Below are 11,988 nucleotides of genomic sequence, written 5' to 3'. Positions count from 1 at the left end.
CTGATGCGACGCAGGCATTTACCAATGGAATGCCTGGTCGTTGCCCCGTGGTTCGCGTGGCCCCTCACCTGCCAGAAATGCACCTTGGATTGCCGCTTGGTTTGGTACAGCCCAGGGCGGAAGACCCTGATCGCGTGTGGGGAAGATGAATTGCGACACAGCGTTGCACAAGACACCAACTAAATGGCCAAGACCGTTTTTCTCACGAGTACAAGGAACCGTTGACCACCGGGCACACGGCCATCGCCTTGAAGACAACGCCCGACATTTTCTTCGCGTAGTATCGTGACGGAAGCCGGCCATTTGGATCAACTGTAAAAAGTAGAAAAGTCCGGCGTGATTTGGCCATCTTGGACCATGTTGGCTGAGACGGGCCACGTACTACGGAACTTCCAGGTCTTTCCGGAAACATGCGTTACAGCTTCAGTCAGATACTGATACGCAAAAATCAGGCATTTTGCGCACCACCCATATTTGATTACATTTCCTCAAATGCTCAGCATCGCAACCGCGATGTTCAGAAAACCTTCGTTTGGCGCAATCAGAGGCGACGCCGGTGACCCGTATGGTTATCAGCTGGTCTTGCCTGCCCTCGCTGACTTATTCCGAAGCGTCGATCCGCAGGGTTCGGACAGAAGGGTCCACACGCGCATACGCTGCCAAAACACGGGTTGTCCATTTTTGCGAAATGTAATCCGCCATGAAACGGCTGGGCGCAATCAGGGTGGCCACCCCCCCTGCCCTGCCAGCCTCGACCAGATGCTGGAACCAACTGGACCAAAGCTCTGGGTCGCGTTCATACAGAAACGCCTGGACCGACCGCCAGACGTCATCGTCACCTGTTTCCGGAGCCGGAGGTTTGGATTTGAACGGTATGATGTTGGTTTCTTCGGCCGGGGCCTGCCCCATCCTGTCCTGAAAATCCCTGCCAATAGTGGGCCAGATCTCCTCGGTGTCGATCATAATCTGCTTCAGATCCAGTTCATAAACTGCAACCCGCCCCCGTGCAGCCGGTCGCTTGACTGAAATCCACCCCCTACCGCGCAGCTTGGCCATCTCGCGTTTGACAGTCCGTTCATCCACAGACCACAGGCGCGCAATTTCCTCGCGCCCGATTGACAGTTCGTTGTTGCGCCAGTTGTAGCGGGTGGTGATCAGAACCATTATGCGAAGAATACTGCGCTGGCGATGCTTGTCGCCAGACAGCGCGTGGACAGACAGCGCCGACAGAATGTCGTATTTCAGGGCCGAGGCATTGCGCCCGACCGGTTTTGCAACCTGCATTTGTCCCTCACCGCTCTATCTGCCTCACGCGGTTGCTTACCGCCTCGCGCTTTTCCAACGCTTTTCGTGATGATGTTCCAATTAGCGTCCAGCGCATCGATTCTGTCAAGAGCTGTCTTGTTTTAAGCGGCTGGGGATCCAAATCCAGCATTCAAAAAAGAAAAGAAATTGGTGAAGTATTGGTGATGGGGGACACCCTGTCTGTCCCCTTATTTGGGCACTTTGTCCCCCTAAATGCTGTATATCCGAACTTAGTGACCCCCTAATTCTGGAGCGTTCCCCCTGGCGAGCGCCTTCCCTCGTCAGCGTCGCGAATCGAATCGGCCCACGTGCCGATGGCCCTTGTTTTCTTACCCGTGGGTAAGATTGTCATCCCATCATAATTTCTTTTGCCAAAGCTGCAAATCAAGCGTAAATATGAAAACCACAAAATTTAACGTCCTAAAAACGAGACCCGAGGCATGTACACGCACGAAGACCTGAATGCATTGCGTAATCAGTCGCTCAAATTGCAAGGCTGGATTCGCCAGCAGACCTTTAGCCCTGAGATGGAGAAGACCCTCCGCCGGTTCTCAAGCTGGGAAGTGTCGGAGCTGATCTTTAAGGTCAACCAATCCACTTTTCGGGGCAAGCTGGCCTCGGACCCGACCCTGCCCAGTGGCGAGGTCGAGCCGGATGGCCGGCAGAGATGGTTCAGCCTGGAAGAAGTCAATGAACTGCGTCGTCGATTGAAGGTGAACCGCAAGACCCTTATGCCGCCCCGTCCGGCCGGCAAGCGCGCCATCCGTGCCGCCGTAGCCAACTTCAAAGGTGGCGCGGGCAAGTCTACGGTGGCGTTGCATCTGGCCCATGCCGCGGCCCTGGATGGCTACCGGGTGCTGGTGGTGGATTTCGACCCGCAGGCGACACTGAGCCATTCGATGGGCCTGACGGATGTTGCCGAAGACTTTACGGTCTGGGGCATTATGGCGCGTGATCTTATCCGCGAGACCCAACGGATGAACAACCGCCCCGCCGCCGCCGAATCCGGGACCGCCCTGCCCCGCCGCGAGTTGCCGCCATCGATCACGGACATGGGGCTCGGTGATCTGCGGATCGGTGACTTTATCAAGCAGACGTCCTGGTCCAGCATCGACGCCATCCCTTCCTGCGCCAACGCCGCTTTTGTCGAGTTTGCCTCAGCTCAGTACCGGCACTTGAATCCTGAATGGTCGTTCTTTGCGGCAGTATCGCGTTATCTGGACCAGATCCCCGATGACTCTTACGACCTGATCCTGTTCGACTGCCCGCCTGCCATTGGCTACCAGTCGATGAACGCAGTGTTCGCGGCGGATATGCTGTATGTCCCATCCGGCCCGGGTTACTGGGAATATGACTCCACGACCTCGTTCATTGGCCAGCTTGCTGAAGCTCTGGAAGACCTCGCTTATGGGTTCGACAAAACATTACCCACGGGTAAGATCGGGCTTCCCAAGACCTTCTGTGAGTTGCGCTTTCTGCTGACGCGATATGAGCCCGGCAATGCCCTGCACCACGCCATGTTCGACGCATTTCGAAAAGTGTTCGGGGAACACGTGGCCGAGCACCCGGTCGAGATGACCCGTGCGGTCGAACAATCCGGTCGTTTCCTCAGTTCGGTCTACGAGATGGATTACCGAGAGATGACCCGGGAAACCTGGCGCCGCGCACGATCGACCTTTGACAACGTATATGAAGAGTTTCGGGGCGTCATGCTGTCGGCCTGGGATAAGCTGGAGGATGACGCATGACCCGCAAACGCAGAATGTTCGACATTGATATGCCCGCCATGGAAGACATACCCGTGGGTAAGGTTCCGGACCAAGTTCTGGAGAAGCGGCGGGGTCCGATGGCCGCAGCAATCTCGGAGAATGCTGGTGCTCTGCGCGATCAGCAGTCAACCGAGGATGCCATTCGCGCAGAAAACGACAGGCTTGCGCATGAGCTGGTGAGCCTGCGGGCCGAAGGGCTGGTGACGGAACGTGTAGACCTGTCAGACGTCGTTACAGAAAAACTGACGCGCGATCGCAAACCCGGTCCGGATCCGGAATTGGAGGAGTTGAAAGCGTCGATCAGGGAAATCGGTCTTTCCAACCCGATCCGGCTGGAGCGTCGCGCGGACGGGCGATTTGACCTGATTCAGGGGATGCGCCGCCTTTCTGCTTATCGTTTGTTGCTGGAAGAAACCGGCGATTCCATCTACGCAAAAATTCCGGCCGGCATTACGGACGCCGCTGATCTGGACAGCAGCTATCGGCGTATGGTGGATGAAAACCTGATCCGAAAGGACATCTCCTTTGCGGAAATGGGTGCGTTGGCCCGGGCCTACGCAGAGGATCCGGCCAATGACTGTGCGGATGTGGACAAGGCGGTTTCGATTCTTTTCAAATCAGCAAGCTACACAAAGCGAAGTTATATTCGGGCATTCGCGAGCCTGCTGACCAGGCTGGACAAGGTTCTGAATCACCCAAATGAAATCCCGCGAAATGTGGGGGTCGAACTGAAGCGCAAGCTCGATTCCGATCCGGGCTTGATCCGCGCAGTCAGCACTGCGTTGATGAGCGAACCCGACAGGGACAACGCACGAGAGGTCGCGATTCTCCGGTCGTTTCTGGGACAAACTGCGGAAGCTGTAGCCAGGCCGAAACCGGACAGTCCCGGAAAGCCGCGCCGGGCGAAGACGACGTTTCAGGTGTCTGGCCGCGCGGGGATTGCAAAGTGTTCGGCCTCGAGTGGACGGTTGGAGATCAGGCACGATCTGGACTTTACGCGTGTTGATCGTGCTAGGCTGGAGGTCGCCATTGCAACGATGATTGAATACCTGCGAGAGGAGGATGATCTTACCCACGGGTAAGAATCTACAGAAATCATGTGAAGCATCCGTGGGGTGTTGGACTAAAATCCAACACCCTTTTTCGTGTTAGCCCAAAAGGTCCGTAGCGGGATTTTCTGCGATATCGACGTCGTCGTAATACTTCTGCGCCTGCGCGACCGAGCGGTGCAGGGACAGTCGCATGGCCGCCTGAATCGGGGCGCCGTCCAATGCGGCCTGGGTCAGAAAGCCCGAACGAAGACCGTGGGCAGAGGCAAAGTTTTCGGGCAGACCGGCCAGCTTCAAACGATGCTTGACGATCTGCGCGACGGCGTCAGGGGAAAGGCGGCGGTTCAGCACCCGATCAGCTTTCGAGATCGGGCGGAAGAGGGGGCCGTCCTTGATCTGCCCAACTTCGATCCAATGCACTAAAGCCTGCGCTGCTCGGCCTTTCAGCACCAGTCTGGGGGTTTCTCCCTTCTGGGTGGTCTTGGTTTCCAGCAGGGACAGCCAGATGACACCGCTCTTGCCGAATTCCTTAAGGGATACATCCTCGCGCATCAACGCCGTGATTTCCGAGCGGCGGCGCCCGCCGCTGGCCCAGCCCAGCATCAGGATCGCCCGGTCGCGGCAATCGCGGCGACTGCCACGGCAGGTCGCCAACAGTTGCTCGAGCACATCGCGGGTGATGGGGTGGGCGGATTTTGGGGCAGGGGGGCGGGCCGCGGCGCGGCGTGCCTTGGCCCGCGCTTGCTTCACCTGCGGCGCCTCAAACGGGCTGGGAAGGTTCTTCATCCGGTGGAAGGCCAGCCAGGAGGCGATACGCCGGTCCAGCGTTGAGGGGGCCGGGCAGGCCAGTGACTTGCGCAACCCTTGTGCAATCAGCGCTTCTGCCGTCTGGCGGGCGACATCCGTTTTCGGCGCGTCGTTCAGATCCCGGGCATGATCGAGGATGAAGGCGAGGGCGGCTTCTTCATTCTCGGGCCAGTTGAGGATCGAGCCCATCCGAGCGGCCTTCCAGGCCGTGATGTAGGCCAGGTCACGCTCGTACGCTCGTAACGTGTTCTCCGGCGTGCCGCGGACATAGAGATCGGTCAGCGCGTCCTGATCTGCAGAGGACAGTGCAAGAGAAGAGGCTGGGAGATATGGGGCAGGGGTACTCATAGCGCGTATTCTGCGTCAATTCAGTTCGCTTTTCAATTGACTCGATAATAGAATCTTATCGGGTATAAGTAGCGACTTAGGTTCATGCTCGTAGTAGTGTGCAAAACATAAGGATTCTGCACATATGGTGAGAAGATGGAAATAGGACCAAGAAGTATTCAAAAGCCGATGTATTGGAGCGAGACGACTATTTTCCCAATCGGGTGATGCGACATGAATGACCGGAAAATTGTCGATCATCGCGCTGCCATTCCGACCGGGGCAGGGCGGGCAGATTGGCGACAAGCCCCAGCATGGACGCAAGACACGAACAGACTGGCACCTTGCCAATTCCCTAAATCACTCATCGGCTAAGTTCACGAGTGCCAGCGATCAAACAGTTTGCGATAGAAATCTGGGGTGCTCAAAAAAACAGGCTGGTAACGGGGTTCACCTGAAAATAAGGTGATCAGACAGCTTACTCGGGAGAGATGCCCAATATGACTCCATTTGCGATCGCCGGCGTTCAGATGCACGTCGCAGCGCTTCATTCGAACGTCGAGGCGATGCGCCACCGTATTGAAATCCTGATGGCCCGGTTTCCATGGACTCAGATGGTTCTGTTTTCCGAACTTGCGCCCTATGGGCCACTGGACCGTTTCGCGCAGCCGTTCCCGAATGACGCAATATTGCAGTTTCAGGAGGATGCGCGCCGATTCGGTATTTGGCTGATCCCCGGGTCGATGTTCGAAAAAACCGAAGATGGGCGTATTCTGAACACGTCTGTCGTCATCAATCCCGACGGCGAAATTGTCGCCAAGTATTCAAAGATGTTTCCCTTCCGCCCGTATGAGGCCGGGATTTCGGCCGGGACTGATTTCTGTGTTTTTGATGTCCCGAATGTCGGGCGCTTTGGCCTTTCCATCTGCTATGACATTTGGTTCCCGGAAACGACACGGCAACTGACCAGTCAGGGTGTTGAGGTTCTTCTTCACCCGGTCCTGACCGGGACCACTGACCGCGAAGCGGAACTTGCCATTGCAAGGGCGACCGCGGCGCAGTTTCAGTGTTACGTCATTGACGTGAATGGCCTCGGGGCCGGTGGCGTCGGTCGTTCGCTGGTGGTCGACCCATCAGCAACGGTGTTGCACCAGTCCGCCGGACAGGAAGACATGTTCCCGATCGAAATCGATCTGGATCAAGTGCGGCGTCAACGGGAAACGGGTCTCAAGGGACTTGGGCAAGTTCTCAAGAGCTTCCGGGATCGTGACGCGGACTTCACGGTTTATGATCGCACAAGCGGTGCCGATGCTTACCTGAACACGCTCGGGCCGCTGGAAATTCCCCGGCAGGGATCGGATCGCGGTTTGCTGGCATCCGACCCCAGAACTTCGATTGAAGAAGCGGAAAGAGATTTGCTGACGCCGCCTAACCTTTCTGTCTTACACGGAAAGACAGGTTCGGATTAATCGGATCAGGAGGCGGCACTGATCCGGACGCGACAGAAAGGAGGCAGGTATTGAACTTGCACTCGCAGAAGAAGAAGTTGCCGTCCCTACGAGATTATTACAGCGCCACGCAACTTCGCGCTGATCGATGGAGCGCCTTACGAGAGGCCGCTGAAGGCCTCGCCATTCATGGCCGGGAAAAACGCCAGAGCCAGAAGCTGATGGCGACGGCGGAGCATCTGTTTGATGTTCTGGAACCGATCGAGCTTTACTGGGCGTTCCCCGGAATCCACGCGTTCGAGCATCTGCGGCGTCTTCTGCAAAATGGCAATGTTCAGGATCTGTCGATCTGTGTCCGACGTATAGCGCGGGCGCTGACGTCGGGCGCTTACAGGCGGCGGTCGATTCCGCTGTCTTCCGATGAAATAGACAATGAAGATTATGAAGACGAAGCCTCGCTTGCGCCAGAAGCCCGCGCGTTGGGGCGGCCCTATTTTGAGGTGCTGATCGTCGACGATGTCACTGAACATCAGGAAAGGTTCCTGCGGCAAAACCTGCTGCGCATGCGTCGGCTGGAAGATTCTTTCATTTATGAACCGGTCATTGTTCCGTCGCTAGAGGACGCCCTGATCGGGGTTCTGTTCAACTACAACGTTCAGGCCGTGGTGATCCGGCCGGGCTTGTCGCTCAAGTCGAAGATCGATCTTCCGATCCTGAATCAGTACCTGACGCGTGTCAGCGAGGACGAGGATGTTGACGGCCTCGACCCGCATGAATACGGACCTGAAGCCTGTCGGCTTATCGAGAAGATCCGACCCGAACTGGACGCGTATCTTGTCACAGACCGTTCTGCCGAGGATATTGCCGGGCTGGACCTGGGCCGCTGCCGACGGGTCTTTTACAATCAGGAGGATTTTCAGGAACTGCACCTCAACATCCTTCGCGGCGTCGATCGCAGATTCAAAACCCCGTTTTTCTCGGCCCTGAAAGAATATTCGAAGCAGCCAACTGGTGTTTTCCACGCCATGCCGATCAGCCGCGGCAAATCTATCAGCCGTTCGCACTGGATTCAGGACATGGGGGCATTCTACGGGTCGAACATCTTTCTGGCTGAAACATCCGCGACCTCGGGCGGGTTGGACAGCCTGCTGGAACCGCGCGGCCCGATCAAGGAAGCCCAGGACATGGCCGCCCGCGCTTTTGGGGCGAAACACACGTTCTTTGCCACCAACGGTACTTCGACGTGCAACAAGATCGTTGTTCAGTCGGTCGTTCGACCCGGTGATATCGTTCTGGTCGACCGGGATTGCCACAAATCGCACCACTACGGCATGGTTCTCGCCGGGGCGAGCGTCGTTTATATGGACAGCTATCCGCTGCACGAGCATTCGATGTACGGTGCTGTGCCGCTGAAAGAGATCAAGCACACCTTGTTGAAGCTGAAAGATGCCGGAAAGCTGGATCGCGTCCGGATGGTGCTGTTGACCAACTGCACCTTCGACGGGGTTGTCTACAACGTTCAGCGTGTCATGGAAGAGTGTCTGGCCATCAAGAAGGACCTGATCTTTCTGTGGGACGAAGCCTGGTTCGGTTTTGCGCGGTTTGACCCGACCTACCGCCAGCGTACCGCCATGGGGGTTGCAAACGTGTTGCGGCAAACGCTGCGCACGCCGGAAGCGGCCAGCGCCTGGGCGGCCCAGCAGGAAAAGCTTGAGGGTGCGAGCCATGAAAAGCTGCTCGAGACCCGGCTGGTTCCGCCACCCGATGCCCGCGTCCGCGTCTATGCCACGCAATCGACCCACAAGACTCTGACGTCATTGCGGCAGGGATCGATGATTCACGTCAACGATCAGGATTTCAAAGGAGAGGTGGAGCAGGCTTTCCACGAGGCCTACATGACCCACACCTCGACTTCACCAAACTACCAGATCATCGCTTCCCTGGACGTGGGGCGCCGACAAGTCGAACTGGAAGGGTTCGAATTTGTGCAAAAGCAGATCGAGACAGCCATGTCGATCCGGCGCGCCATCTCGGACCATCCGGTTTTGCAGAAGTATTTCAAGGTGGTGACTGCCGGCGAAATGATTCCGGAACAGTTCCGGGAGAGCGGTGTCGAGGCTTACTATGATCCTGATCACGGTTGGGTCGAAAAGTGGACGATGTGGAGCCAGGACGAATTTGTACTGGACCCGACGCGCATAACGCTGGCCGTGGGTGGAACAGGCTGGGACGGCGACACGTTCAAGACCAAGATCTTGATGGACAAATACGGCATCCAGATCAACAAGACGTCGCGGAACACCGTGCTGTTCATGACCAATATCGGGACAACCCGATCCTCGGTCGCTTACCTGATTGAAGTGCTGGTCGAAATTGCCAATGACCTGGACGAGCTTCTGGACGATGCCTCGAAAATGGAACGCAGGTCATTTGAAAACCGGGTCCAGGCTTTGGTCGAAGACGTGCCGCCGTTGCCGGATTTCAGCCGGTTTCACGATGCCTTCAGGGATGGATCAGATACGCCCGAAGGCGATATCCGGACCGCGTTTTTCCTCGCTTATGACGAGGTCAACTGTGACTATATTCCGACCGATGACAAGCTGATGGCGCGGCTTGAAGCGGGGGAGGAGCTTGTCTCGTCCAGCTTCATCATTCCCTATCCGCCAGGCTTCCCGATTCTGGTGCCCGGTCAGGTCATCAGTCCGGAAATCCTGTCATTTATGCGGGCGCTGGACGTCAGTGAAATTCATGGTTTCCGCGAAGACCTGGGTCTGCGCGTGTTTACCCAAGAGGCCTTGGAGTCCGTCAAAAAATAATATCAGGGGAGAGGTTAAATGCCCAAGAAGGTACTCAAGAACATTTCGGAAATCCGTCGTTACTTTCACACGAATTCGGACCCGATCTACTTTGTCTCGGCGACCAATTTCAACCTGCTCGGTCTGGATGAATGGGTCAAGAATTTCAAGTACATCTGCTACATGGATTGCTTTGACGGACGCCATCCCAACGTTCTGGTTCCTTCCGAACTTCCCCATGACGAGTTTCAGTCGATCGAAGACATCAACAACTATCTGCTTCAGCACAAGGAAGTTGTCGATTACGTCAAGGCGCGCGGCGGCAAGCCGAAATTCGTTTTCCTGATGTTCGACGAAAAGACGGAAAAACTGGTCAAGGAACTGGGCGGCGAGGTCTGGTTCCCCAAGGCGAAGCTGCGTACCAAGATGGACAACAAAATCGAAACTGTCCGGGTCGGCAACAAAGCGGGTGTCCCGTCGGTTCCCAACACGCTGTCCAAGGTCGACAGCTATGACCAGTTGAAAAAGGTCTGCAAAAAGGCGGGGCTCGGCGATGATCTTGTCCTGCAAAGTGCGTTTGGAGACTCGGGCCACACCACCTTTTTCATCAAGTCCGAGGCCGATTTCCGCAAACACGAACATGAGATCGTGGGCCAGGGCGAAATCAAAATCATGAAACGCATCGATTGCCGGGGTTCGGCGATCGAAGCCTGCGCCACGTCCGAAGGCACGATTGTCGGCCCCCTGATGACGGAACTCGTCGGGTTCAAGGAATTGACCCCCTATCGCGGAGGCTGGTGCGGAAACGAGATTTTCTCGACTGCGTTCCCGCCGAAGACGCGCGAGAAAGCGCGGGAACTGACGTTCAAATTTGGCGAACAACTTCGCAAGGAAGGATATCGCGGCTATTTCGAACTGGATTTCCTGATCGACAAAAAGACCGGCGACATCTGGTTGGGCGAGCTCAACCCCCGGATCACGGGCGCGTCCTCGATGACCAACCACGCGGCTTTCGCGCATGCTGATGCGCCGCTGTTCCTGTTTCACCTGCTGGAGTTCTCGAAAAAGCCGTTCAACCTGGGTGTCGAAGAGCTGAACGCGCGCTGGGCCGATCCCGACATGATCGATTCCTGGTCGCAAATGGTGATCAAGCACACCGAGGACACGGTCGATATCATCACCAATGCCCCGGAATCCGGGATCTACAAGATGTTGCCGGACGGGCGGGTGGTGTTCGACCGGTTCGACTATCACCGGCGCGCGGTGGAAAGCGAAGACGAAGCGTTCTTTTTGCGGATATCGAATGTTGGCGACTACCGGTACGAAGGGGCCGATCTAGGCATCCTGGTCACACGCGGCCGGTCGATGACCAAGGGTTTTCAGCTTACGGCAAAGTCGAAGCATTGGATCAATGGCATCAAGAACGCGTTCTCGGCACGTCCGCTGCCATCGGCTCAGGCATTTGAGGATCCGGCGTTTAAGATTATGTAGAGTGCATGAAACTAACCTTTCGCGCCGTAGAAGAAAAGAAACCCGGACAGAAACTGTCCGGGATTTTCTCCGAATATCGAAATGCCTACCTTAAATGGTGGGCAAGCGAAGGGTTGTCATCACGCCCGACATATTCCGAGTGCCGTCATGCGCTGAAAACATATATGCCGGAAATGCTCGAGCCGTATGACATGCTGTGCGCCGCCTTTGGCGCCGGCGATCTGGAGGCGCGGTTCCTGAGCTTCTTTTGCCCGCCGCGCTATCTGGCGGGGTGCAGCCAGGCGATTTGGCAGGGGCCAGAACCGTTGATGGTGCGGAACTACGACTACAACCCGTCGGCCTTTGATGGAATTTTCCTGAAGACCGGATGGAACGGGCGTCAGGTCATGGGCACCTCGGATGGCTTGTTTGGATTGCTGGATGGCATGAATGATGCAGGGCTAACCGTTTCCCTGACATTCGGTGGCCGCCGCGCGGTCGGCGAAGGCTTTGGGGTTCCCCTGATCCTGCGATACCTGTTGCAGACATGTTCGACGCTGGAAGAGGCGAAAGAGGTTCTGCTACGGGTCCCGTGCCACATGAGCTACAACGTTACGGTCCTGAACCGGGACCGGCAGTTCTTTACGGCGTTTCTTGCACCGGACCGGCCAACGCTTTTCACCCATGCTGCTGTTTCCACCAACCATCAGGAGCGCGTGGAATGGAAAAGCCATGCACGCCTTACCGCCACGGTCGAGCGTGAGCGTTTCCTGCTGCATCGCCTAACTTTGCACCCAGAGACGAAAGAGGTTTTTGTCGGGTCTTTTCTGAAGCCGCCGCTGTATTCGCTGGCTTTCGATCAGGGGTTCGGAACCCTTTACACCGCAGCCTACCATCCCCACGACCTAACAGCTGAACTGCTGTGGCCGGGCCGGAGATGGAAAAAGAGCATTGGTCAATTTCACACGGACAGCCTGCAGGTCATTTACCCACGGGATCCGGTCTGAAACTTGACAGA

8 protein-coding genes are annotated in these 11,988 nt (G+C 56.5%); 6 read left to right on the top strand and 2 right to left on the bottom strand.

Going from position 1 to position 11,988, the window contains the following annotated elements:
- Positions 1-600: 600 nt before the first annotated feature.
- Complete coding sequence (locus tag ACR1XU_RS15045; protein WP_480909452.1) at positions 601-1,284, bottom strand: DnaA N-terminal domain-containing protein; 684 nt, start codon at positions 1,282-1,284, stop codon at positions 601-603.
- A gap of 461 nt (positions 1,285-1,745) precedes the next feature.
- Here ACR1XU_RS15045 and ACR1XU_RS15040 point away from each other — a divergent pair, with 461 nt between their 5' ends.
- Together ACR1XU_RS15040 and ACR1XU_RS15035 are read left to right on the top strand one after the other, a co-directional pair.
- Positions 1,746-3,053 (top strand): AAA family ATPase, encoded by a 1,308-nt coding sequence (locus tag ACR1XU_RS15040; protein ID WP_170611545.1) that lies wholly within the window; start codon positions 1,746-1,748, stop codon positions 3,051-3,053.
- Complete coding sequence (locus tag ACR1XU_RS15035; protein WP_480915623.1) at positions 3,050-4,156, top strand: ParB/RepB/Spo0J family partition protein; 1,107 nt, start codon at positions 3,050-3,052, stop codon at positions 4,154-4,156. The genes ACR1XU_RS15040 and ACR1XU_RS15035 overlap by 4 nt, the downstream gene beginning before the upstream one ends.
- Before the next feature lie 66 nt (positions 4,157-4,222).
- On the opposite strand, the gene ACR1XU_RS15030 is transcribed toward ACR1XU_RS15035, so the two are convergent.
- A complete protein-coding gene (locus tag ACR1XU_RS15030) occupies positions 4,223-5,278 on the bottom strand; it encodes a tyrosine-type recombinase/integrase (protein WP_480908251.1) in 1,056 nt (351 codons plus the stop codon).
- Between the two features lie 479 nt (positions 5,279-5,757).
- Here ACR1XU_RS15030 and ACR1XU_RS15025 point away from each other — a divergent pair, with 479 nt between their 5' ends.
- From ACR1XU_RS15025 to ACR1XU_RS15010, 4 genes are read left to right on the top strand one after another with little or no spacing between them, the layout of a single operon-like run.
- Complete coding sequence (locus ACR1XU_RS15025) at positions 5,758-6,726, top strand: carbon-nitrogen hydrolase family protein (RefSeq protein ID WP_170682689.1); 969 nt, start codon at positions 5,758-5,760, stop codon at positions 6,724-6,726.
- 50 nt (positions 6,727-6,776) lie between these two features.
- Positions 6,777-9,521 carry an aminotransferase class I/II-fold pyridoxal phosphate-dependent enzyme gene (locus tag ACR1XU_RS15020; RefSeq protein WP_480908253.1) on the top strand — a complete coding sequence of 915 codons (2,745 nt, stop codon included), beginning with the start codon at positions 6,777-6,779 and terminating at the stop codon, positions 9,519-9,521.
- An 18-nt stretch (positions 9,522-9,539) separates the two neighbouring features.
- Positions 9,540-10,991, top strand: coding sequence for a biotin carboxylase (locus ACR1XU_RS15015; protein ID WP_170611537.1), 1,452 nt, complete (start codon positions 9,540-9,542; stop codon positions 10,989-10,991).
- 5 nt (positions 10,992-10,996) lie between these two features.
- Positions 10,997-11,977: a C45 family autoproteolytic acyltransferase/hydrolase gene (locus ACR1XU_RS15010; protein ID WP_170611535.1), complete on the top strand. Its 981-nt coding sequence runs from the start codon at positions 10,997-10,999 to the stop codon at positions 11,975-11,977.
- Positions 11,978-11,988 lie beyond the last annotated feature (11 nt).

It is taken from the genome of Ruegeria sp. D1(2025), assembly GCF_056536425.1.
The sequence above is the reverse complement of the archived record's forward strand: the minus strand, read 5'-3'. Positions and strand labels throughout refer to the sequence as shown.

What these genes read in the sequence shown, in the direction of transcription:
- ACR1XU_RS15030 (WP_480908251.1), bottom strand. Translation starts at nt 5,278, where the DNA reads ATGAGTACCCCTGCCCCATATCTCCCAGCCTCTTCTCTTGCACTGTCC.
- ACR1XU_RS15025 (WP_170682689.1), top strand. Translation starts at nt 5,758, where the DNA reads ATGACTCCATTTGCGATCGCCGGCGTTCAGATGCACGTCGCAGCGCTT.
- ACR1XU_RS15035 (WP_480915623.1), top strand. Translation starts at nt 3,050, where the DNA reads ATGACCCGCAAACGCAGAATGTTCGACATTGATATGCCCGCCATGGAA.
- ACR1XU_RS15045 (WP_480909452.1), bottom strand. Translation starts at nt 1,284, where the DNA reads ATGCAGGTTGCAAAACCGGTCGGGCGCAATGCCTCGGCCCTGAAATAC.
- ACR1XU_RS15015 (WP_170611537.1), top strand. Translation starts at nt 9,540, where the DNA reads ATGCCCAAGAAGGTACTCAAGAACATTTCGGAAATCCGTCGTTACTTT.
- ACR1XU_RS15010 (WP_170611535.1), top strand. Translation starts at nt 10,997, where the DNA reads ATGAAACTAACCTTTCGCGCCGTAGAAGAAAAGAAACCCGGACAGAAA.
- ACR1XU_RS15040 (WP_170611545.1), top strand. Translation starts at nt 1,746, where the DNA reads ATGTACACGCACGAAGACCTGAATGCATTGCGTAATCAGTCGCTCAAA.